Consider the following 23,563-nt stretch of genomic DNA (forward strand, 5'->3'; position numbering starts at 1 on the left):
TCCATGAGATCAAGCATCGTGTTGGCAATGAGTCTGGCTGCGGTAGCAGTTGTCGCCCAGGAAGATGAGCAGGAGCAGCCTGCAGAGCAGCGGCAGGGCCGTATGCTGGAAGAAATTGTGGTTACCGTGGAGCGGCGCGAGCAAAGCCTGCAGGACTATGCGGGTACTGCTTTTGCCATCTCCGGTGATGACCTCAAGCTGCAGGGTATTCAGAACCTGGCCGACCTGAGTGAGAGTACTCCGGGTCTGCAGATCAATAACAAGCAGGGCAACTTTGAGGTTTGGATTCGCGGTATTGGTTCCTCCAACAATACTGAGTTGGGTGATCCGGCTGCAGCCACGCACTATGACGGTGTCTACCTCCCGCGTCCTACCGGCATTGGTTCCGCTTTTTATGACATTGCACGGGTCGAGGTTAACATGGGGCCGCAGGGTACCTTGCGTGGCCGTAACGCCACGGCCGGTTCGGTCAATATCGTACCCTGGCGTCCAGGCATTGGCGTGTTCGACGCTATGATTGAGGTCGAGGGCGGTAACTACAATAGCAAGATGGTCACTGGTATGGTGAACCTGCCCGTGGGCGATAATTCCGCGTTCCGAATTGCGGCTTATGGCATGGAGCATGACGCCTATTACAACGATGTGGGGCCACTTAGTCAGGATATCGCCGAGGCAGCAGAGAACTCTTCCGCACGTTTGCAGTACCTGTGGGAGCCGAATGACAAAGCCAGCCTGTTACTGGCGTTTGACTACCTCGATGAGAAAGGCAGTGGCTATACCGGCACCAACTACGCCAACCCACTGGGTAACGGTATTGATCCAGAGGATATCAAGGACCCCCGCGATGTTCACGCGCGAGGCCTGGAGCCGCGCAATGATACTGAGCACTGGGGCGCCAAACTGGAGTTCAAGTATGACCTTGGTTTTGCCCAGTTGGAATACACCGGCAGTTTCAGAAGCCTGGACTACAACTTTGAAGCGTCCACGCCGCTGACACCGGATTATCAGGGTGTTACGGAAACTCTGGGGCCATTGGATGAAGCTTACGACAACTGGTCGCGGTTTCAGTTTTTAACTGAGAGCGAGTCTACTATTCATGAATTAAGACTGATCTCCCCGACTGAAGAGCGCTTGTACTACACAGTAGGTCTGTTCTATTTCAAGGAAAACCAGAAGAGCTTTCTCGCTTCAGCCGGTGACCGCGGTACATTTTTTCAGGGCGCTGAGTTTAACCAGCCGGATGTTGTTGGAGAGTCGATTTCTGCCTACGGCGATATGACTTTCGAAATTAATGAGCGCATGCGAATTTCCGCTGGGCTGCGCTATACCTATGATGAAAAGAGTCGACAGGGCGTCAACGGGCGCTACGCGTTTGCGCTGGGTGGCTTTGATGTCACCACCGGCAATGAGTTCGCTTGTTGTATGGGTGCACGTGTGGGTACCGAGGGCTTTGAGTTTGCCGGCTTTGATCGTCAAATTTATGATCCGGATCTCGATGGTAGCGGAGACGTAAGCGGAGACGAATTCCTTGAGTTCTATAATGACGGTATCAAGTCTTATGGAGCACGCGATACCCTCGATGACATTCTCGCCAATGGCATTCAGCCTGGTGGCTCGGCGACCCCGGCACAGTGTACCGATACCATTACAACCGACGGACTCATTTGTCCGGCCGATGGCAATCACTCTTTTGTGGATGTTATTAACCCTAGTACCTCGATCACTGTGCAAGATGGCGAAATGGACGCAGACTTTGTGGATTGGCGTCTCCGGCTGGCTTACGATGTAGGCGAGTCGTCAATGGCCTACGGTCTGGTGTCGACCGGGCATAAGTCCGGCGGCTTCAACGACACCTTCTCTGACCCCGAAGTGGGTATAGATATTTCGCCCACTTATGACACCGAGACGGTGACGCTTTATGAGTTGGGTTGGAAGAGCGAGTTTGACCTGGGTTCAGTACCTACCCGCTTTAACGCGTCAGCTTTTTACTATGATTACGCAGATCAGGTATTCACTTCTTTGCTGTCGGTTGAGCAAGCACTGGACTTCGACTCGGGCGTTCCACCCGACCCCGATGCCATTGATCAATCTGGCGCTCTGGTAGTATCTTTCAGCTATAACGCCGCAGATTCCGAAATTTACGGTATGCAGTTTGATGGCGGATTCGACCTGCCTTACAACTTCAGTTTTGACTACACAGCACTGTGGCTGGAAGCAGAAATTATTGAGGCAGAACCGATTCAGGATTTTCGCTTTCAGGCCGATGTCGCGCCTGACGATGCCGTGTTTCGCTCAATTGATGGCAAGCGCCTGCCGCATACCCCTAAGTATCAGCTCAATATGAAGCTGTCGCAGTGGTTTGCAGTGCCTTGGGGCACGGTAGACTATGTGGTTTCAGCGGGCTGGCGTGATGAACAGTACCTGACTATTTTCAATGGTGAGGACTACGGTCAGCCTGAAGATCCGCGCCAGCGTCTCGACGACAGGGTGCCCGCTTACTGGACGTTTGATGTTGGTATGGGCTACTCGCACGGTGACGGTAACTTGCGTATAGAGGCTTTTGCTAATAATTCCACAGAAGAAGTGAAGAACGCAGCTGTCATCATCACCCAGTTCGACAACACCCGCTTTTACACCCGACCGCGAACTTACGGCGCGCGAGTGAAGTACTTCTTCTGAGGCTCAGTACCACTTTGTGACGGACTTCGCGGAAGCCCGTCATGCTGCCTCGATCAGGGTCTGGATGTGCTAGCATAGCGCCAAACCCTATCGAGACTGCCAGCTATGGTAAGAATCTTGAGTAAGGCGCTTATATACAAGCTCAATCAGAGCACCGAGATACAGTTCTGGCTGGCGCAGTTTTTTGGTTGGTCAGCCTACTCGCTGGTCACCTTTTTTGCGCTCACAGTGTGGGATGACAATGTCACCTGGAGCCATGTTCTGCACATCGCCGTGCAAGCATTACTAGGCATATTGTGTACTTGGCCGCTGCGACCCTTGTTCCGCTGGGCGTTTGGTTTACCTGGGCTGTCGCGGTTGTTGCTGGCAATTAGCGGGCTGTTGGCTCTGAGCTGGGCCTGGACTGCCTCACGCATGACACTGTTCATGTGGATTTCTGGTGAGCGTGGTCTCTGGCAGCAGTTCAATGACTGGTACTTTGGTTCCCTGTTTGTGTTTATCAGCTGGGCGGCGATCTATATAGGCGTGCGCTACTATGGACTGTTGCAGTTGGAGCACGACAAGTTGCTGCGGGCCAAGGCCAGCCGTCGTGAAGAACAGGTAAAACGCCTGCAGGCTGAGGCAGAGAGCCGTGATGCTCAATTACGCATGCTGCGCTACCAGCTTAACCCCCACTTTTTGTTCAACACGCTTAATGCGCTGAACTCACTGGTTCGCGTTGGAGAATCCGAGCAGGCTGCAGCGATGATAGATCAGCTTAGCGGTTTTTTGCGGCATGCTCTGGATGCCGACACGCGTCCGGTAGTGTCGCTGGATGAAGAGCTGTTTATGATTCGGCTCTATCTGGATATTGAGCGCGCCAGATTCCAGGATCGACTGCAGCTGGAATTCAATATCGAGCCCTCTGCGGGTCTCGCTTTGGTGCCCTCTATGATCCTGCAACCGCTAATAGAAAATGCGATGAAGTACGCCATTGCCGATAGCGAGGATGGCGGTATTATTGGTATAGACGCTAGCGTGCAGTCAAATCGCCTGGAGCTCAAGGTGTGGGACACGGGCCCCGGTATGGATACGAAAACTCTCGGGGATGAGCGTGGGATTGGTTTGAGCAATACGCTGAATAGGCTGGAAACGTTATTTGAGAGTGACTACACGTTTGAGGCCCTTGATGTTAACCCCACCGGTTTGTGCATGCGTATGGTGATACCTCTGACTTTTGATACACAACAGATGCTGGAGGCCAAAGTTGGCTAAGCTACGTACTGTCATAGTCGACGATGAGCCGTTGGCGCTAAAATTGCTGGGCTCACTGCTGCGTAATAACAAATATATTGAGGTTGTTGGCGAATGTCGCAATGGCCGCGAGGCAGTAGTCGCTGCCGCCCAGTTGCGCCCTGACTTGCTGATTCTCGATATTCAAATGCCGGGCCTGAACGGCTTTGATGTGATCAAAAAACTACAGTCCGATCTGGTGCCTCTGGTTATTTTTTGTACCGCCTATCAACGTTATGCGATCGACGCCTTTGATCTGCATGTGGTTGACTATGTACTTAAGCCGGTGAATCAGGAGCGGCTCGATCTGGCCCTGCAGAGAGCCGTCGCCAGGTTTGAAAAAGAACTGCCCGGCGAAGACCATAAGGCGCAACTCATCGGTGCGATTGACGATATTACACAACGCGCCAGCGGTCGTCGGCTCGATGAAGAGCCTGGCTCATTGTCGAGTGGTTCCGCCGTCGCTGCGGATCGAAAAATAGCGATTCCCGATGCCGGGAAAATCCTCATGGTTGATGTTGACGATATTGATTGGGTAGACGCCGCAGGCGACTACATGTGTCTGCACATCGACGGGGTTACCCATATATTGCGCAGTACCATGAAAACCCTGAGTGCTCGTCTGGACCAGCAGAAATTCAGACGCATTCACCGCTCTACTATCGTTAACATGGAGCGCATCAGGCAGGTCACCTCGCAACCGCGCGGAGAGTATTTGGTAGAGCTTGATTGCGGTGCTGAGCTTAAGGTCAGTCGAAATTTTCGCGAAGCTATTAAGGAATACCTGCAGGCGCATTGATCGCTGCTAGATGTTCACCCAGGGCATGATGACAAAGTCGATGGCTTCTTCGAACTGCACGATGTGCTTCGGTGTGCTCTCCAAAAATTGCGACCAGTGGGTGTCATCAACAATGCTGACCGACTCGGGGTCAATGCAGTGCGCTTTGGGATAGGCAAGACCGCTATCGTAGAAGGTTCGATCGCAAATTCCGTTGCGCCAGTAGATGTAGTCATTGGCGCTGACCCATTCGGGGTGAATGGCAGCCTGAGTGGTACTGTCAGGTTGTGGATAGCTGGCTTCAAATAGTTTTTTGTCCCGTGAAGCCACTAAGGTCGCAACGGTCTGTGTACTCGTGTCGTGTTCTACCCGACCCTTTTTGGTGATCACGTCAACCGGGTCCATGGAGTATTCGCTGGACTGTGCTTCCAGCACCATATAGCGCCGCGCGCCATCCGCATCCTTTATATAGGTAGAGTACTCTGCGCGCACACCCACCGCGATACCTGTTACTTCATAGACGTTCAGCGTTAGCAAAAAATCTGCTTGTTCGCCCTGCAGGCAGGTCATCGGACAGACTTCAAACTCGGGCGGGAGATTGATATAGCGGATGAAGTCCTCAACCTTGTCGGGTTGGATTCGGAAGTTGTAATAGACTGAGCTGGGCGACGCTTTTACCGTAAAGGGAACCCGTGCCTGAGTATTTCCGAAGGCGATTTTAAAAACGTCTAGCAAGCTGAAGTTGGCGTAGAGATAGCGCTTGAGCAGTTTCCGGCCGGTGCGCGATTGATTGGTATCTGGCAGCATGAGAGCGTCTCTTAAGGTGGCGGCTACTTATGCCAGCTCGCTGCCGCGAACGAGCAGACGATGCTTGACGATGCGCCACTCGTTGTCGCAGCGGCGCATATCGGTGAAGTAGGTAGCCCACAGAGTGAACCGTTCATGTTCGCCCTCCTTGAAATAGTGCAGAGCTTGAACATCACTGCGGGTATAAGCCATATCCCCATCTATGGTGGCCAGCTGGGGTCCCAGCATATGCTGGGTGGAGCTGTATTGTTCCAATGCCGACCAAACGTACTCGACCCAGACAGCTTTGCCCTTGAAGGGGTCGGGCCCAAAGTCTAGCACTTCGACGGTGTCGTCAAAGCAGGACTGGTACATATCCTGATCGCGATCATCGACGCCGGCGGCATAGCGCAGCATCAAGTCCTGCAATGCGATTCGATCTGCCTGCGAATTTGGGTTGGGCATAGTTCTACCTTATTGACTGAAAAGTACTGGTATTTATATCACAGCTTGGCAGGGGGATGGTTGCCCGGTGAGCTTTGTTTTGATTACGCGGCTGTTGGCTGACTTACCATTTACCCATGGTTTTGTCCCTGTTAGGGTAGTATAGATAACTGGTATTAGCGGATGAGAGCATGAATTCAGAAACCAAGAGACGGACATTGGAAGATTGGCCTCAGCAGCAATTACGTGGGCATAAGCTGGAAGGCAGCCGGTACAACTCGAAAGAGTTTTTCGCCCAAGAGTGGGAGCACATGTGGACCAAGGTCTGGCTGCTGCTAGGGCGAGAAGAAGAGATGCCGAATCGCGGTGATTGGCAGCGCGAGGACGTCGGTCCAGAGTCATTTATTATGGTGCGGCAAGAGGATGCCAGTATTCGCGCATATTATAATGTGTGCCAGCACCGCGGTGCGCGTTTGGTGAACGAACCCAAGGGCCACGTGAACCGGTTTGTCTGTCCTTATCACGCCTGGGCATGGACGATTGAGGGCGATCTCAACTTCGCACAGGATTCTGAAGACTTCCCCGAGAACCCCTGCGGTAAGTTGACGCTTGAAGAAGTGCGTTGTGAGTCCTTTGCGGGCTTTGTCTGGATCAATATGGATCCGGATTGCGTGCCGCTGAAAGAATTCCTTGGCCCTGTTTGGGAGGATTGGGAAGGCTATGGCATTGAAAAGTGGAAGCGCTACTTCGCGCGAACTACCACTGTGCCATTCAATTGGAAGGTGATCATGGATAACTTTAACGAGTCTTACCATGTGCCGACAGTGCACCGTGCCACGGGTACGGCTGCAGAAAAGGCGCGTTTCCTGCCGGGTATTGATACCGACTACAAGAACACGCGCTTTGACCTGTCTGATGAAGGCCACAACCGCATGATTATGAGAGGTGGCCATGGCGGAGCCGGGCTTGAGTCGGATGGCAGTATTGGTGAGCCGCTGGCGACTGATATGCGCGACTGGGACCTGAACCCCGACGAATTCACTAAGCGTGGCGAAGAAACGCGTGAAGCGATTCAGGAAGCTAAACGCAGAATCGGTCCAGAGCGCGGCTATGATCACTATGCCAATATGGCCGACGAGCAATTGACCGACGCGCTGCACTACACCTTGTTCCCCAACTTCGCAGTGTCAGTCTGGTCCGACGGGTTCCATTTTCTGCGCGCGCGGCCACATCCCAGCGACCCGGAGCAATGCATTTTCGACAACTGGTGGTATGCCAGTCAGCCTGAAGGTGAGACCGCTCCCGTTCGCACCAACGCCAATGTCGTTGAACGCGACGCCGTGGTCGAGCACGAGGTGTATGAAAAGGGTGAGCTTGATATGGGCGTTACCATAGAGCAGGATCTGGCAATCATGCCGGGTCAGCAGGCCGGGTTTGCTTCGCGCGCCTACAAGGGGGCCTATCTGGCCGGTCAGGAGAGTCGGCTGAGTCGTTATCATGAGCTGATAGATGACTATATTGAAGGACGGCGCCCGCTACCGAAAAAGTAAGAGATCGAGGGTGCCGGTGCTCCCGGCCCAAGTAAACAAAGGATAGTCCGTAACCAACCTTAGCTGCGGCTAATGCCGCTGCTAATGCGGTTACGGGCTTCGTATCCGGGTAAGGCGTTTGCCCTGTCCCGCGGGTTTTAGCCCGGGAGACGACCCATTTGCTGGCCACCAGCGAGATCAATCAGCTGTCCGTTAACGAACCCTGAGGCTTTCTCGTCTGCCAGCCACAATGCTGCCTCTGCCACATCATCGACGGTGCCCATACGACCTGCGGGAATGACTGAGGTGAAGCCGTCGACTAAGCCAGGCACAGCAAACAAGCCGGCAGTCATGTCGGTTTCGATAAGTCCTGCGGCGATGGAGTTAAAGCGAATTTTTTGTTCCGCGTACTCGATAGCCGCAACCTTCAGCGCATAGTCGATGCCGGCGCGTGCGCCTGCATAGATACCCAGGCCTGGTCCGGGCAGTCGAGCTGTCAGCGAGGAGATCGTAATAATGGAGCCACCGTTATCCATAGCGGCCGCTGCATGCTTAAAAATCAGTATTGCGCCCATGAAACTGACCTGCAGGGTCGGCAACATATCCTCGGCGGTGACGTCGGCGATAGGGCCACCGCCCATGCCGCCGGCGCTGTTAACGGCGATATCAACACTGCCGAACTCGGCCTTGGCGGTGCTAAACAGGTTGGCGATTTGGCTTTCATCGGTGACATCACAGGCTACGGCGAGGCCGCCAATTTCAGTGGCAAGTTCTTCCAGTGGTTCTTTGCGCCGTGCCGACACGACAACCTTGGCGCCTGCCGCTGCCAATCTGCGAGCGATACTGGAGCCGAAGTTTTTCTGGCCTGATGCGCCGACGACGACAGCGACTTTTCCGGTAAGTTGTCCCATGCTTATATTCCTTATGTGGTGGTCAGTTTGTCCGCTTCCGCCTGCGCGTAAGCGTTGATGAAGGGGTAATCGGGTTTGCCATTGGGTGCGCGTTGCAAGGACTCGATGGCGAAAATCTGACGGGGTATTTTGTATGGTGCGAGTGTTTTTCCGACATGGGCCTGAGTATCAGCAACATCCAGGTTGTCAGCGGTGAGGTTGGGGCCTTCAACCACGGCTACTACCATTTTACCGAATCTGGGGTGTGGCAAGCCTACTACCAGAGCGTCGGTAATAGTCGGGTGATCGAGTAAGGCGCGCTCGATTTCTACCGTGTAGACTTTTTCGCCTCCGGTATTGATTACAGTACTATCGCGGCCCAGTAGTACCAGCATGCCATCCTCTCGCACTGTGCAACGGTCACCGGTCATGACAAAACGCTGACCGTCGATTTCGACGAAGGTCTCGGCGCTTTTCTCAGGTTGCTTGTAATAGCCGATGGGGCTGAAGCCGCCGGAGTAGGCAATGCCAATAGTATCGCTGCCGGGCACAACTTCTTGCATTTCATCGTCAAACACGCGGGTAGTTGGCATGGGTTTGAACACGCCAGCTTCCGGTGTGGATACGGCAAAGCCCGAAGCTTCCGAGGAACCCAAAGTGTCAAACAGAATCAGGTTGGGCTGGTGTCGCAGCAGACCATTACGATTTTCCTCGCTCAGCGAGGCTCCAGTGGAGACGCACAGAATAATTGACTGCAACAGGTTTTCATCCGCGCGGCGGTCCAGAGCCTCGACCAAGGGGATGGCAAAAGCATCGCCAACCAGCGCCAGTCCGCTGGCCTGGTATTGACGGATCAGGTCCAGCGTAAGATCAGCCTCAAACTTCTCTCCCGGCGCGGTCAACACGGGCACGCCCTGCGCCAGCATCAGTATCGCCATCAGGCTGGCGGCGCCATGCATCAGCGGGCTGAGCGGCATAAAGGGCTTTGCTGCCGGCAGTTTGACGACGTTAACTATGTGTTCTTCGATGGTCTCTGGATGCGCGTCGAGCTGCAGTGCCAACATGGCGTTACCGGTAGAAATCTGTTGCTTGCGCCAGATGTCTTCGTGGCGCCACTGAGTTCCTTTAGGGAGGCCGGTAGTGCCGCCAGTCGCTATAAGAATCAGGTCATCGCTGGAGGTTTTGCGCTCAAAGCCGCTACTATCGTAGTCGTAAAGGTCTTCCATACGCACGGCAAAGTCGTTGCGCAGCGGGCCGCTGCCAACTTCTATAAACCCTACCGTTCCGGTGAGTTGTCCATGAATGGCCGCCACTCGTTCGGCAAACTCAGCATCGTAGACCAGCACCCTGATATCCAGACCATTACTCAGATCGATTAGTTCCTGATCGATATAGCGGTAGTTGACGTTGACATGTGCCATGCCCGCCAGCCCGGCCGCAATAAAGGTTTCCATATAAGCGTTGGAGTTGCGCATGTAGTGGCCAATATGGGCACCCTGCGGCAAGTCGAGACTCTGTAGCCAGCTAGCGACACCACTGCAACGACGAATCACTTCGCGATAGCTGATCACTTCGTCGCCATGGATAAGCGCTGCACGCTCGCCGATGTCGCTGGTGCTGATTTGGTAAACTGCTTCGCTAATATTCCAGGCCATGTTTTTGTTGTGCTCCGGTTCTGTTTTCGCTGGCAGAGGGTGGCTTACGCCAGTTGAAAATTCAGACTTTCACCCTCTGGTGGTGTTACCGACACCGGCTGGCCGATGGGGTCTGTTTCTAGCAGGGCTTGTGCTGTGGCTTGATCATCTTTAGCCGTGGTGGCCACAAAGCGTTCACCCTCTGCGGTATCGCCAATAATAATTGCGTGGGCTCCGCCATCACGGTCAAAGTGCACGGTATACGACACAATGGTGCCCTGGCCGGGGTCTAGACAGATGTCGCGATGTTCCACGCCGCTGTCGCTGACCTTGGTTTCTACGGTAGCCCAGTCAGTACTACTGGGAATCTGGGAGTAAATGCCACTGGCGTGCTTTGACATGACGCCGCCGTTGGCAGTGACCATGATGTAAGCATCGCTTCGATTACGTGCAGCGCTCACGGCCTCGGCGATACCATGCATGCTGTAGTTGTTGCCGGGACCACCAAAATAGGGCAGCCCTCCGGTGAGCGTAAGTGCTCTGCTGCCGTCTGTCGGCAAACCTAAATGATCGGCTACTGCGGTAACGGCGCAGGGGAAGCAGCTGTAGATATCGATGGCATCAATGGCATCAATACTCAGGCCAGCAATTTCCAGCGCCCGGTCGGCTACTCGGCCGGCCATGGGTGACTTACCAGGATCAGGTCGTCGACTGAGTTCCAACTCGGTGCCATCTGCCATGCCATGTAGATACACCCATTGTGACTCGGGTATACCCAACTCACGGGCTTTACCCACAGAGCACAGTATCAGGGCAGCAGCCAGATTGACTCCGTCCTGAGCGATCATGCGCTTGGTGTAAAGATGAGTCATCGCTGGCGCGGCCAAAATATCGGCGGCACTCTGACTGCCGGTAAACTGGGCATAGGGATTGTCGGCGGCGACCTTGCTGAAAGACTCCAGCAGTTGGGCCATCTTTTCCCGGTGCTCGGCGACGCTGCGAGCCGCACTGTGACATTGCGCCTGTTCTATCAGGGCGTAGTAATAGGCGACGTTGTGCAGGCCGTTACTGAGTTCCTGACTGGTGGCGACGGACTCGCCCATCCCGCGATCTTCCAGCGTCTCTTCAAAATGCTCATTCCAGTCGAGTTCGCGGTTATTACGTTCGGCGTGGCGCTGGTTTTTGAGAGCTTCGGAGCCGGCCAGTAGCACCACCTCCCGCTCGCCCAGAGCAATATCTCTGGCCATCTCGATCAGTCTTGACTGTGGCTGGTTGCCGCCGGTTTGCGAGTAAATACGTGCTTTGGGGCTGGCCCCGATGCCCCGTGCTATGGACTCGGGTGGATTATTGCTGCGCCCCCATTTGCAGTTCCAGAGATGCCCCATGTCGGAGAACAGCTTGGTGACGCAAATGGTATCGATGGCCTGGGCGATATCCGGTGCACCGCAGTCCGCGACAGCGTTAGCTGCGGCCTGAATCGCTAAGCCCATGTGCGAGGTATCAGTGGCCTCGCGCTGTGTGAATTGCCCGGCGCCCACCAGTATCGGGGTGGAGTCGGGCAGCGTTTTAGTGTCGGTCACAGTACCAGGTCAGCCACTTCTCGGAGTTGCTGTTTGTCGGTGGTTGATACCAACAGTGTGGTGACGCGGGAATCACGCCAGGCCTGCAGGCGCTCTTTGATGCGCTCCTTGGGGCCGACCAGAGTCATGGCATCTGCCAACTCATCGGGAATGACACGAGCGGCTTCATCGCGCTTGTCTTCGAAGAACAGCTGCTGAATTTTCTCTGCTTCTTCCTCAAAGCCCATACGAATGAACAGATCTTTGTGGAAATTGGTGTTTTTGGCACCCATGCCACCCACGTAAAAGCTCATGAAGTATTTGAACGACAGCAGGGCCGCATCGATATCGTCAGTGACATTCACGGTAACCATCTGATTGATCTGAAAGTCTTTAGGGGCGTTGATGAGCGATTCTTCGTAAACGCTTTCATCGTACGGGTTGTAGAACAGCGGAATCCAGCCGTCCGCGATTTCGGTTGAGAGCGCGATATTCTTGGGACCTTCAGCACCCATAAAAATGGGAATCTCGTTGCGCAGCGGGTGCACAATCGGCTTCAGTGGCTTACCCAGGCCCATGCCATCGTCGCCGGGGTACGGCAGCGGATAGTGGGGTCCAGCGTTGGTGACAGGTCCTTCGCGCTTGAATACCTGACGAATAATATCAATGTACTCGCGAGTCCGTGCCAACGGCTTGGGGAAAGGGCGACCATACCAGCCTTCGACAACTTGCGGACCAGAAACACCCAGCCCCAGATTGAAACGGCCGCCTGACAGGTAATCCAGGCTCAGCGCGTGCATGGCACAGGAGGTAGGTGTGCGACCGGACAATTGCACGACGGCGGTGCCCAGTTGAATCTTGGAGGTCTGTGCGCCAATCCAGCACAGGGGGGTGAAAGCGTCATTGCCCCAGGCTTCTGCCGACCATACTGAATCGTAGCCAAGCTTTTCGGCCTCTTGTGCCATTTCTACAAAGTTGGGGTTGGGTGCTGCGCCCCAGTAACCCTGCGCCAATCCCAGTTTTAAATCGCCCATTGCGACCTCCAGTAGTTTTTTAAGAGATGATTCAATGCAAACGGCCGCCCTGACAGGCGGCCGTTCTGGTTAGTATTAGGTGTTAGATTTTGGTTTGCATCTTGATCGTTTTTTCAGTGTTGGGTCCGTAAGGGGGGCGCATGCCTCCCAACCCGGCCACGTCAATCTTGGCCTGCTTGTAAATAGACTTGGCATGGCTGAAGTTTTTAAAGCCATCATAGCCATGATAGGACCCGGTTCCAGCTGGTCCGACGCCACCAAACGGCAGGTCTTCTTGCATGATGTGCATGATTACGTCATTCAGACACACCCCGCCAGACGTGGTGCGGTCCAGTACGTTGCGCTCTTCCTGGGCATCGCTACCGAAGTAGTAGAGTGCCAGCGGACGCGGGTTGGCGTTGACATACTGGATAGTCTCGTCAAAGTCCTTGTAGGTCTTGATCGGCAGCAGTGGGCCGAAGATTTCTTCCTGCAAAACGCGCATATCATCAGTGGTGTTGTTAATGATGGTGGGTGCAATTTTGTAGGTGCCCTGTTGCTGGCTGAAATCTTCGCCAGCCGGTGCTGTGGAGATGACGTCGCCGCCCTTTTCAGCAGCGTCGGTCAGGTTGTCCTGCAGACGCTGGAAGTGGCGCTCATTGACCATCGAGGTGTATTCCGGATTCTCCAGCATGGTTGGGTACATAGCCGCTACCGCTGTCTTGATTTCGGCAATTATTTCGTCGGCTTTTTCTTCAGGCACCAGCAGGTAGTCGGGTGCCAGGCAGATTTGGCCGGCATTCATAGTTTTGCCCATCATGAAGCGACTGACAGCTGTTTTAACGTCTGCGCTGCGACTGATGATGACCGGTGACTTGCCGCCCAGTTCCAGCGTAACCGGTACCAGATTCTTGGCCGCGGCTGCCATGATATGACGCGCCACCGAGGTTGCTCCGGTGAACAGCATGTGGTCAAACGGCAGTGCGCTGAAGGCCGCTCCTGCCTCGGGTCCGCCAGTAAAGATAGCGACTTCCTTTTCATCCCAGGCATCGGCAACAATCTCCGCCATAACGTCGGAAACCGAAGGGGTAAACTCAGAAGGCTTAATCATGGCGCGGTTGCCAGCGGCGAGCACGTCGGCCAGCGGACCAAAAGTCAGGTTGGCCGGGAAGTTCCAAGGGCTGATGATGCCGACGACACCCAAGGGTTGGTATTCAATACGCGAGCGACCACCTAGCAGACCCAGCGGGAACATGGTTTTGCGTTTTTCAGGCTTCATCCAGGTCTTGACCTGTTTGATGGCACTTTTGAATGGGCTGATGCTGGCTGAGACATCGGTCAGCATGGACAACTGGCGCGGACGGCAGGTGAAATCAGTGCTGAGGGCGTCAACCAGTTTGTCCTGGTATTTGGCGACGGAGTTCATGCCACGACGCATGCGGTCAATGCGTACTTCTACGCTGACATGCCCTTCGGCAAGATAGTCTGCGCGCTGTGCTTCCAGCACCTTCATCATGGCTTCGGTAATCGGGTCATGGCCCGTGGTAATTGTTTCGGGAGCATTCATGCTTTTGTCCTCATGGTATGTTGATACCGGCCTGTAGACCGCGGCTGGCGGCAAGGCAGGTATATAGCCCTATGGGTAACGCAGGTAATAGGTAAGTGTAGTCTAATACGCGGCGCAAATAAAACCGGATGAACGGATTTTTTTATACACAAAAGCGGCGCCTGCCGGGTTATTTGCAGCGGCCCTCGATGGTTTATCCGGGCTTGCCGTCCGGCCGACGGGTGAGTAGTACGCGGGCATAGCAGATCAGGAACCCACAGAACGCCAGCAGCCAGCACAGGGCGGATATGCGCCAGCTCCAGAGTGTAGATGTGGGCAGCAGGATGGGTAGTGCAGCTCGAATAAGGGCAGCTAGTGCAAGCAACACGAAGCTGGTGGTGACCAATTTGGCCGCTTGCAAGGGCCTGCCAGTGTGGCCCAGCGAAACCCGTGTCATCATGGACAGGATCATCCCGGCCATAGCGCCTATAGCCAGCAGATGCATGACACTTTTTGTTGCCACCGGGTCTGGAATGACCAGTGCCAGGGCGGCCAGGCCAACCGGAATGAATAAATAGCTGAGATGCAGAGACCAAAGCAGCGGTTCGGAGCCGCTTTTACAGCCTTGCCAACGGCACAGGCGCATGAAATGGGCGCCAGCAGTAACCAGCAACAGGACTTGTAGCTCGCGGCCGCCCTCCAGCAAGTAGCCGGTGGCAACAGCTGCAACCACGATCAACAGCAGGGCCAGCGACCCAAAATCAAGCCAGGGCAGAATCGGCGGCTGTTCAAAACCCAACCGTCGACTGGTGAAAAAGGGGATGACGCGACCGCCGACGAAGCCAATCAGTAAGATAAACAAGCACAGCATGGCGTAGTGAATATGCAGTGATACTTCGGGCCGGTCATGATTGGCATAGCTCAGCAGGTTGCCCGTGGCGAACAGTGTCAATATTGGGATAAAGGCATAGTTACGTGCCTGTCGCGCGCCGATGATACGGGTTCCCAGCTCCCAGGCTGCGCCGGCGATGAATAAGGTGTCTGCCGCCGCTGCCAGTGTTAAGGCCGAAGGTAGCGGTAGCAACAACAGCAGGCGTGCCGCCAACCAGGTGGCAAAAAGTAGTATGAGCCGGGCCCCGGTGGTGCCCTTGGTGCCAGTCCAGGTGGCTACCGCCGTCAAGGCAAAACCTACCACCACCGGCATGGCAAAACCAAACAGCATTTCGTGGGCATGCCACCAGGCTATGGGAAACTCGGGGCTCCAGCTTACCGCGCCCTCCAAAACCAGAATCCACAGCAGCAGGCTGCCAACGCCTGCGGTAGCGGCGCCTAGAAAGCCTGGTCGGAACGCTAATTGCCACAGGCCCAGGTTGGATTCAGAAGTTGCAGACATGGGTAGATTCCCTGGTGATGCTGCCCGGCGGCGTCGCTTGAGTGCAGCGCTACCCAAACGGCTAACAGCGCGACTATGCCATGTCCCAGCCGGGAAATATAATAGGTGGGCCGTTGGTGCGCGAGTCTTTGTGAAGCACCGGCAACATTTGTGCGGGCGACTGGGTTATAGTTTTCGCTGCCTAATGCGTGAGAGAAATGTATGAGTCTTATTTTTGGACCCTGTGTGCAACAGGGCTACGTGGTTCCCGATATTCAGGTGGCGATGCAGCATTGGCTGGCGCGTGGGGTGGGGCCTTTCTATATCGAGGAACACATTAGTCCACCTGCGGAGTTTGACGGCAAGCCGTTCACGCCGGATATTTCAGCCGCTTTCGCTTACTGTGGCGAGCAGCAGATAGAGCTGGTGCAGCAGCACGATGAACAGGAAACGGTCTATCTCGAATTTCTTCGCCAGCAACCTGCTGGCGGTCTGCAGCACCTGGCGTTCTGGTGCGAGGACGTGCCGCGTGCCATCGTCGAGTTGGGAGAGGCGGGGTTGCGCTATCGGGTGCGTCAGCGCTATGGCGACATGCACGCCTATCTGGACAGTGAAGATGCCCCGGGCATCATGGTGCAGCTGATGGATAGCGGTCCGATGATGGCGGACCTGTTTGCCGTGATTAAACAGGGCGCGGAAACCTGGGATGGGGTAACCGATCCGATCCGCAGCATCGACTGGTCCACCGGCGTGCCGGTGGTGCAGCCCGTAGCCTGATGAATTCGTGGTTGGAGTACTGCAAGGAGCGCTGCGCATGATTGATACTCAGCTATGGCAGCAGGCCGCGGAGGATATTTTCTGGTATCAGGCTCCCTCCCGGGTGCTCGATGACAGCAATCCGCCTTTTTATCGCTGGTATCCGGATGGCGTGACCAATGCCTGTTTCAACGCGCTGGATCTGCAGATAGAGCAGGGTCGTGGTGAGCAGGTGGCGATCATTTACGACAGCCCGGTTACGGCTAGCAAGCAGCAGATTACGTATGCCGAACTGCTGGATCGTGTGGCCCGCTTTGCTGGCGCGCTGGCCGCGCGTGGTGTCAGCAGCGGAGACCGGGTACTTGTTTATATGCCGATGGTGCCGGAAGCGGTGATCGCCATGCTGGCCTGCGCCCGCATCGGCGCTATTCATTCGGTTGTCTTTGGCGGCTTTGCCAGCAATGAACTGGCGGTGCGCATTGATGATGCGAGCCCTAAAGTCATTGTGGCGGCTTCCTGTGGCATCGAGCCGTCGCGCCTAGTCCCCTATAAGCCATTACTGGATGAGGCTATAGAGCTGGCGGATCACAAACCAGAGGCATGCATCATTATGCAGCGGCCTGAGTTGGCGGCGCTGTTACTGCCCGGGCGGGATGTTGACTGGTATGAGGCAGAAGCAGAGGCTGAGCCTGCTGAATGTGTGCCGGTGGCAGCCAACCATCCGCTGTATATCCTCTATACCTCTGGTACCACCGGGCAGCCCAAGGGCGTAGTGCGGGATACCGGAGGCAGTATCGTCGCTCTCAAGTGGAGTATGCCCAATATCTATAATGTCGCGCCCGGGGATGTCTATTGGGCCGCCTCAGATGTGGGCTGGGTGGTAGGCCATTCCTACATTGTTTATGCGCCACTGTTTAATGGCAATACCACGGTTATTTATGAGGGCAAGCCAGTAGGGACACCAGATGCCGGCGCCTTTTGGCGGGTGGTTGAGGAGCATCAGGTCAAAGTGATGTTCACAGCGCCGACGGCATTTCGCGCGATTAAGAAAGAAGACCCGCAGGGTGATCTGCTGGCGAGCTATGACATCAGCAGTCTGCAGTCGCTGTTTCTGGCCGGCGAGCGCTGCGATCCCAACACCCTGAACTGGGCCATGGATAAACTGGGTGTGCCCGTTATCGACCACTGGTGGCAGACAGAAACCGGCTGGCCAATCTGCTCCAATTGTCTGGGGATTGAGTTGTTACCCATTTTGCCTGGTTCCCTCGCCCGCCCGGTGCCTGGCTACAATGTGCAGGTGTTGGATAGCGCCGGGCAGCAGATCACTGATGGCAGCATCGGTTCGCTGGTGGTGGAGTCGCCGTTACCACCGGGTACCTTTATTACCCTGTGGAATGCCGATGACCGTTTTGAGCAAGCCTATTTCAGCAAGTTTCCCGGTTATTATGAGACTGGCGACGCTGGCTTTATCGATGCGGATGGGCATGTCTACGTGATGTCCCGGACCGATGACGTGATCAATGTGGCCGGCCATCGGTTGTCGACCGGTGCGCTGGAAGAAGTGCTAAGCGCCCACCCTGATGTTGCCGAGTGTGCCGTAATTGGCGTAGCGGATGCCATCAAGGGGCAGTTACCGTTGGGTTTGGTGGTACTGAATGCAGGTGTCGTGCGTGATGACACAGAGATAGTCGCCGAGATTGTTGCGTCAGTCCGACAACAGATTGGTCCGGTGGCGGCTTTTCGGCAATGCGCAGTGGTGGAACGGTTACCGAAAACTCGATCGGGTAAGATCCTGCGCGGAACCATGCACAGCATGGCGGACGGTGAGCCCTGGAAGCTGCCAGCTACCATTGATGACCCACTGATTCTCGATGAAATCAGCGTTACGCTGCAAGCTTTGGGTTATCCACCCGGCACTGACGGTCTGTCCTAGTTGCCAGGCGTGTGTCGTTTGATGAAGTCCGAGCCTGACTGTTAGCCGGGTAGAGGAATATTCTTGGCTTCATGGACTTGAGGCTCTGGACTGTCTGTTACCGCCAGCGCAATCACAATGGATTCCTCTTTGGGTGCCAACTCCTGCTCGGCCGTAAACGGGAACACCAGCCCTTTCGGATCGATGACCAGCAGTGGCAGGCGACTGTCGCGGTACTTTGTTTGATACGTGGCCCAGTCGAACTCAGCGCTGAGGCGGGTGCTCTTGACCTCGCTGCCGCTGCCTACCAGGCTGACCAGATCCGTGTAACTGATGTCCTCGCCGAATAGTTTGTTGCCCGTGTAACTGGAAGACACGCGTAGTTTCTCCGGGTTTTTCTGATCGACTTTGGAGACCAGGCTGAAGATACGCTTGGTACCGAAGTCGGCCTGAAAATGCATCGCCGAGACCAGATTAAGATGACGTTGCCGGGACAGCCCAAGCAGCCCGCCAATACCGCTGAGATCAAGATGCATCTCGGCATGTTCTGAAACCGGGTTGCCGTAGTAGGTCTCCAGCCCTTCCATACGCGCCAGCCGAATTTGTTCCCAGTTGGTGTCGGCGATTACACAGCGAAACTCATGGCGTGTCAGTTCCTGTGCCAGCGCTCGAGCAAACGCATTGGCGCCAATAATCAGAAAGCCGCGGGGGGAGGGTTCAGCCACTCCCAAGCCCTTTGCCACAAAACGGGAAGTGGCGCTTTGCAGCACCACCGTGCCGATAATCATGGCAAACGTCAGTGGTAGTAGCAGTGCTGCTTCTGCATAACCTGCGGCCACCAATTTCTCGCCGAAGATGGCGGCAATTGCAGCAGCGACGATGCCTCTTGGCGCTATCCATGCCAACAGCCCGCGTTCTGGCCAGCTGACGTCAAGGCCGATAGTGCTGACCAGGATCTTGGCCGGTCTGGCAATAAACTGCAGCACCAGCAGCAACAATGCCGCCTGTCCCGCGATACTCATCAGTTGCTGCAGGTCTATGCGCGCTGCCAGCACAATAAACAGCATGGATATGAGCAGCAGGCTTAGGTGCTCCTTGAAATTGAGGATGGGGTGAATATCCACCTCGCGTCGATTGGCAAGCCATAGCCCCATCACTGTAACGGCGAGCAGCCCGGATTCATGCATCAGGGCATTAGAGACACTGAATGTAACCAGCACCAGACTGAGTGTGGCGAGATTGTGTAGGTAGTCGGGTAACAGGTTGCGTGACAGCAGCTGTCCTAACAGCCAGCCGGCGCCGATGCCCAGCAAAAGACCTGCGAGCAGGGTTTGCAAAAACAGCCAGGCCACGTGGCCAAGTGCGGTTTGTCCGGCACTGGCAATAATAAACTCATAGGTCATGACCGCTGCGAGTGCGCCGACTGGATCGATGGCGATGCCTTCCCAGCGCAGGATATTGGCGATTTTGGCGGTGGGGCGCACCGACCGGAGCATCGGCACTATGACCGTCGGCCCAGTGACGATAACGATGGCACCGAAGAGAGCGCTGAGCTGCCAGGAAAAACCAAATATCAGGTGCGTCGCAACGGCGACAATCAGCCAGGTTACAGCGGCCCCAATAGTGATCATGCGCTGGACGACCTGGCCTACACCGCGGATTTCGCTGAGGTTAAGAGTCAGACTGCCTTCGAAAAGAATAATGGCGACCGACAGGGAAACCATGGGCATCAGCAGGTCGCCAAACATGGCATCGGGGTCGAGCCAGCCGGTGACGGGGCCAACCACAAAGCCGGTGATGAGTAAAAACAGGATTGCCGGCAGGCGCACCCGCCAGGCCAGCCACTGGCAGAGCGTAGCGGCTAGCAAAACCAGTGAAATAGCGATTCCGATATCTTGCATTTAGGGGTCCAGGTCAGGGCAACGCGACGCAGCGCGGGTAATGATCACTGTCATCATCGGCCACCCGAAGCCTAGCAGAACCCTGCACTGCTGTCTGGCTGGGTCAGCGGCAGCCGGATTGACGCCGCTCACGGTTAAGCAGGTTTGTGCGCAGTTTAGTTGGAGCCGCTAGTCGCTGACTTTCACTACCGCCTTGCCAAAGTTATTGCCGGCGAACAGATCGCTAAAGGCTATGCCGCATTTCTCTACGCCGTCATACACTTGCTCATGAGCTTTGAGTTGGCCGGAAGCGAGCCACTGGGAGAGCTGGTTTCGCGCCTCAGGGTAGCGCTCTAGTTTCATGTGAGTCATGAAGCCCTCCAGCCTGGCGCTTTGCGCTACCAACTGGAACAAATTGCCGGGCCCCTTGCTGTCACCCTGCGCCGTGTAATCGGCGACCGCGCCACAAAAGGGGATGCGTGCGCCTTGAGCTATATGGTTGAGCACTACTTCCAGCAGCGGGCCGCCGACATTGTCAAAGTAGACATCAATGCCATTGGGGCAGGCCTCCGCGAGCTGCGCAGATAAATCGGCTGACTTGTAGTTCAGTGCAACGTCATAGCCCAGCTCAGCGACCAGACGTCGGCATTTTTCATCGCTACCCGCCAGGCCGATGACTCGCGCGCCCATAATTTTGGCGATTTGTCCGGCGATAGAACCTACCGCCCCACCGGCGGCGGAGATCAGTACGGTCTCGCCCGGCTGCGGTTTGCCAATATCGGTTAAGCCGAAATACGCTGACATTCCGGTGTCGCCCAGTACGCCCATGTGATAACTCAGGGGCTGCTCGCTGTCTTCGATGGTGACCAGCCAGTCGGAGTCATCAACGACCGAATACTGCTCCCACGCCAGCCTCGCCATCAGTAAGCGTCCCACCTCGATTTGCGGGTTTTGTGATTCCACGACGCGACCCAGAGTGAGGCCCATTACCGGGTGGTCCAGCGGCATCGCTGGCAATACCTCGTCGCCGGAGTCAGCGTCCATCCAGTTGCGAAACCCGGCATCCAGTGACACGTAGAGGTTTTGCACCAGGGCCTGGCCATCTGTAATGACCGGTATGGGGTTGGTCACGACGGCAAAATCTTCCGGTAGTGGTTTGCCCTGCGGTCTGCGTGCCAGTGTCACCTGAGTGTTGTCCATGCCGTTGCTTCTCTAGAAAAGGGACGCTTAATCTAACATCGGCAGCGGATTTTGGGTATTGCCACCATAGTTGGGGATTTTTTGTGGCTGTGCGACTATTACCGCCCCAAATTCGTGTTAGGAACGAGAGATGCAATTACAGGACAAAGTTGTGGTAATCACCGGTGCGGCGCGTGGGCTGGGCCGTGCTTATGCAGAGGCAATGGCGGCGGAAGGCGCAAGCGTGTATGCCTGTGACGTTAACAGTTGTGATGAAACTGTAGCGGCAATTACCGCGGCGGGGGGCAGTGCGGCCTCAGGCAGCGTGGATATTTCCAGTATGGAGAGCTGCCAGGCCATGGCCGATGGCGCCGTAGCGGCGTTTGGTCGCATTGATGTTCTAGTCAATAACGCTGCCTTATATGGCGGTCTCAAGGGTGGACGCTTTGAGTCCCTCGACGAAGACCAGTGGGACGCGGTAATGAACGTCAACATCAAGGGCGTATGGCAGACCTGTAAGGCCTGCGTTAATCCCTTACGCAAAGCGGGTGGTGGTTCGATTATCAATATAGCCTCATTGGCAGCGGTGTTCGGTATGCCTTACGGTCTCGATTATGTGGCCTCCAAAGCCGCCGTTATCGGCATGACCAGAGGCATGGCTCGCGAGCTGGGAGGTGACAGTATCCGGGTCAATGCGGTAGCACCGTCGGCGGTAATGACCGAGAGCACCAGTGAATTCTTTGGCGAAAAAATGGATAAAGCCAAAGTGGTGATTGCCAAGGGCCAGGTCTTGCAGCGTAACCTTGAGACGCATGATCTGACCGGCACCATTATCTATCTGGCATCGGACAACAGTGCTTTTGTGACCGGCCAGACGCATATGGTCGACGGTGGCTCCTGGTTCTTATAGACGCTACTAACGCGATTTTTCCTATCTTTGGTTGGTCGTAAAAGGGTTCAGGTAGATACGGAGCTCTGAACTGGTAAAGGAGTTAACTACCATGGGTATTATGGTGTTTTCGATGATCGTGCTGCTGACTTTGTTGGTCACGGCTTTGGCGATTTTTGTGTTTCTTGCGCGCTGGCCCGGCCAGACCGCGGCGGCGCGCAATCATCCCTACGCAGACGCCGTGACCGTAGCGGGTTGGGTGGGATTGTTGGCAGGTGGCGTACTCTGGCCGCTAGCGCTGGTGTGGGCTTATTTGACTCCGCCGGCGGAACCACTGTCAGGAGATGGCCAATGATCGTATTTCTGACGCTAATATATGTGGCGATTCTGCTCTTGCTGGTGAAACTCGGCGTGGTGCGGTGGACGCTGTTCTGGAAACTGTCGCCGGCGTTGTGGATGATCATGTTGACGCTGGTGCTGTTTTTACCACTGCAGTTTTATGCGCCATCTGGCCCGATAATAGTGCTGCAACCTACGGTGCAGATTGTGCCTCCGGTGGATGGTCTGGTGGAGAGCGTTGCGGTCAAGCCTAATCAACGGGTGGAGCGCGGTGACACTTTATTTGTTATAGAGCAGGACAAGTATCAGGCGGCGGTGGACCGGCTAGAAGCAGATATACGGCTGACCGGGATTCAATTGGCACAGGCTCAGGAGCTGTTTGCCCGCAATGCGGGGCGTCAGTTTGAGATTGACCGCCGCCAGGCGCAGTTAGACAGCTTGCAGGCCCAATTGCGTGCTGCGCAATGGGATCTCGAGCATACCGTGGTGCGAGCGCCCGGCGCTGGCACGTTGACCGGCAGCGAAGCCCTGCAAGTCGGTGCGCGGGTGGTTTCCATGCCGTTTCAACAGACCATGGCATTTCTGGATGACAAGCGCGTTTTCGCGATGAACGTGCAGCAGATTTATCTGCGGCATATCGAGCCTGGGCAGCCCGCAGAAGTCACTTTTAAAGTGCTGCCCGGAGAAATTTTCTCGGCGACGGTAGAGCTGGTGATTCCGGGCAATGCGCTGGGTCAGGTGGCTCCCACTGGCAGCTTATACACCGCGCTTGCTACTGACCCGATGCCGTTTGGCGTGCGCCTGGTACTGGATGACTCAACGGTGGCTGAGCGCCTGCCAGCCGGAGCTGTTGGCACTGCTGCGATATACAGTGGCAAGATGTCGGCGATCTATATTATCCGTCGCGTGATGATGGGTATGGATGCCTGGCTCAATTTCGTGATTCCTGCCTGATGTCTGTAGGCCCGAGCTGCTGCCCTTTTACAGGGTGACAGGCTCGGGTCGCCAAACGCGGCCTGCCGCTGCCCTCAGTGACATCGTTGTGTTTGTACCAGCCTGGCGCACTAATATGGTGCACTAACCTGTGTGTGCGCCGTAATGAAGCG

19 protein-coding genes are annotated in these 23,563 nt (G+C 55.5%); 9 read left to right on the forward strand and 10 right to left on the reverse strand.

Annotation, left to right across the window (positions count from 1 at the left end):
- The first annotated feature begins 3 nt into the window (after window positions 1-3).
- The 3 genes from EYC98_RS04740 (at window position 4) to EYC98_RS04750 (ending at window position 4,750) form a co-directional block, all read left to right on the forward strand.
- Window positions 4-2,679: a TonB-dependent receptor gene (locus tag EYC98_RS04740; protein ID WP_279244155.1), complete on the forward strand. Its 2,676-nt coding sequence runs from the start codon at window positions 4-6 to the stop codon at window positions 2,677-2,679.
- Window positions 2,680-2,796: 117 nt separating this feature from the next.
- Complete coding sequence (locus EYC98_RS04745; RefSeq protein ID WP_279244156.1) at window positions 2,797-3,933, forward strand: sensor histidine kinase; 1,137 nt, start codon at window positions 2,797-2,799, stop codon at window positions 3,931-3,933.
- Window positions 3,926-4,750, forward strand: a complete 825-nt coding sequence (locus EYC98_RS04750) for a LytR/AlgR family response regulator transcription factor (protein WP_279244157.1) — start codon at window positions 3,926-3,928, stop codon at window positions 4,748-4,750. Before EYC98_RS04745 ends, EYC98_RS04750 begins: the two co-directional genes overlap by 8 nt.
- Window positions 4,751-4,756: 6 nt before the next feature.
- Here the strand turns inward: EYC98_RS04750 and EYC98_RS04755 are convergent, their stop codons facing one another.
- Both EYC98_RS04755 and EYC98_RS04760 read right to left on the reverse strand, forming a co-directional pair.
- Complete coding sequence (locus EYC98_RS04755) at window positions 4,757-5,536, reverse strand: hypothetical protein (RefSeq protein ID WP_279244158.1); 780 nt, start codon at window positions 5,534-5,536, stop codon at window positions 4,757-4,759.
- A 27-nt stretch (window positions 5,537-5,563) separates the two neighbouring features.
- Window positions 5,564-5,980 (reverse strand): nuclear transport factor 2 family protein, encoded by a 417-nt coding sequence (locus EYC98_RS04760; RefSeq protein WP_279244159.1) that lies wholly within the window; start codon window positions 5,978-5,980, stop codon window positions 5,564-5,566.
- A 170-nt stretch (window positions 5,981-6,150) separates the two neighbouring features.
- On the opposite strand from EYC98_RS04760, the gene EYC98_RS04765 reads away from it, so the two are divergent.
- Entirely contained in the window at window positions 6,151-7,509 is a 1,359-nt protein-coding gene (locus EYC98_RS04765; RefSeq protein WP_279244160.1) for an aromatic ring-hydroxylating oxygenase subunit alpha, read from the forward strand.
- A gap of 137 nt (window positions 7,510-7,646) precedes the next feature.
- Here the strand turns inward: EYC98_RS04765 and EYC98_RS04770 are convergent, their stop codons facing one another.
- The 6 genes from EYC98_RS04770 to EYC98_RS04795 all read right to left on the reverse strand — a co-directional run bounded on the left by EYC98_RS04770 (window position 7,647) and on the right by EYC98_RS04795 (window position 15,523).
- Window positions 7,647-8,399 (reverse strand): SDR family NAD(P)-dependent oxidoreductase, encoded by a 753-nt coding sequence (locus EYC98_RS04770; protein WP_279244161.1) that lies wholly within the window; start codon window positions 8,397-8,399, stop codon window positions 7,647-7,649.
- Window positions 8,400-8,410: 11 nt separating this feature from the next.
- Entirely contained in the window at window positions 8,411-10,033 is a 1,623-nt protein-coding gene (locus EYC98_RS04775) for an AMP-binding protein (RefSeq protein ID WP_279244162.1), read from the reverse strand.
- 44 nt (window positions 10,034-10,077) lie between these two features.
- The gene (locus EYC98_RS04780) at window positions 10,078-11,592 is read right to left on the reverse strand and encodes a hypothetical protein (protein WP_279244163.1); all 1,515 of its coding nucleotides are present in this window, start codon (window positions 11,590-11,592) and stop codon (window positions 10,078-10,080) included.
- Window positions 11,589-12,605 carry an LLM class F420-dependent oxidoreductase gene (locus tag EYC98_RS04785; protein ID WP_279244164.1) on the reverse strand — a complete coding sequence of 339 codons (1,017 nt, stop codon included), beginning with the start codon at window positions 12,603-12,605 and terminating at the stop codon, window positions 11,589-11,591. The genes EYC98_RS04780 and EYC98_RS04785 overlap by 4 nt, the downstream gene beginning before the upstream one ends.
- Before the next feature lie 82 nt (window positions 12,606-12,687).
- Entirely contained in the window at window positions 12,688-14,151 is a 1,464-nt protein-coding gene (locus EYC98_RS04790) for a coniferyl aldehyde dehydrogenase (protein WP_279244165.1), read from the reverse strand.
- A gap of 193 nt (window positions 14,152-14,344) precedes the next feature.
- Window positions 14,345-15,523: an NnrS family protein gene (locus EYC98_RS04795; RefSeq protein ID WP_279244166.1), complete on the reverse strand. Its 1,179-nt coding sequence runs from the start codon at window positions 15,521-15,523 to the stop codon at window positions 14,345-14,347.
- A gap of 201 nt (window positions 15,524-15,724) precedes the next feature.
- On the opposite strand from EYC98_RS04795, the gene EYC98_RS04800 reads away from it, so the two are divergent.
- Together EYC98_RS04800 and EYC98_RS04805 are read left to right on the forward strand one after the other, a co-directional pair.
- On the forward strand, window positions 15,725-16,279 hold the full coding sequence (locus tag EYC98_RS04800; RefSeq protein ID WP_279244167.1) for a VOC family protein: 555 nt from the start codon (window positions 15,725-15,727) through the stop codon (window positions 16,277-16,279).
- Between the two features lie 37 nt (window positions 16,280-16,316).
- Window positions 16,317-18,191, forward strand: a complete 1,875-nt coding sequence (locus tag EYC98_RS04805; RefSeq protein ID WP_279244168.1) for a propionyl-CoA synthetase — start codon at window positions 16,317-16,319, stop codon at window positions 18,189-18,191.
- A 41-nt stretch (window positions 18,192-18,232) separates the two neighbouring features.
- Here the strand turns inward: EYC98_RS04805 and EYC98_RS04810 are convergent, their stop codons facing one another.
- Window positions 18,233-20,071, reverse strand: coding sequence for a cation:proton antiporter (locus EYC98_RS04810; protein ID WP_279244169.1), 1,839 nt, complete (start codon window positions 20,069-20,071; stop codon window positions 18,233-18,235).
- Window positions 20,072-20,239: 168 nt separating this feature from the next.
- Window positions 20,240-21,250 (reverse strand): NADP-dependent oxidoreductase, encoded by a 1,011-nt coding sequence (locus EYC98_RS04815; RefSeq protein ID WP_279244170.1) that lies wholly within the window; start codon window positions 21,248-21,250, stop codon window positions 20,240-20,242.
- 130 nt (window positions 21,251-21,380) lie between these two features.
- Here EYC98_RS04815 and EYC98_RS04820 point away from each other — a divergent pair, with 130 nt between their 5' ends.
- From EYC98_RS04820 to EYC98_RS04830, 3 genes are all read left to right on the forward strand, one after another.
- Window positions 21,381-22,139 carry an SDR family NAD(P)-dependent oxidoreductase gene (locus EYC98_RS04820; RefSeq protein WP_279244171.1) on the forward strand — a complete coding sequence of 253 codons (759 nt, stop codon included), beginning with the start codon at window positions 21,381-21,383 and terminating at the stop codon, window positions 22,137-22,139.
- A 91-nt stretch (window positions 22,140-22,230) separates the two neighbouring features.
- Window positions 22,231-22,473 (forward strand): DUF3302 domain-containing protein, encoded by a 243-nt coding sequence (locus EYC98_RS04825; RefSeq protein WP_279244172.1) that lies wholly within the window; start codon window positions 22,231-22,233, stop codon window positions 22,471-22,473.
- Window positions 22,470-23,411, forward strand: coding sequence for an HlyD family secretion protein (locus tag EYC98_RS04830; protein WP_279244173.1), 942 nt, complete (start codon window positions 22,470-22,472; stop codon window positions 23,409-23,411). Before EYC98_RS04825 ends, EYC98_RS04830 begins: the two co-directional genes overlap by 4 nt.
- Window positions 23,412-23,563: the final 152 nt, after the last annotated feature.

The organism is Candidatus Litorirhabdus singularis (genome assembly GCF_026262625.1).
GTDB lineage: Bacteria > Pseudomonadota > Gammaproteobacteria > Pseudomonadales > Halieaceae > Litorirhabdus > Litorirhabdus singularis.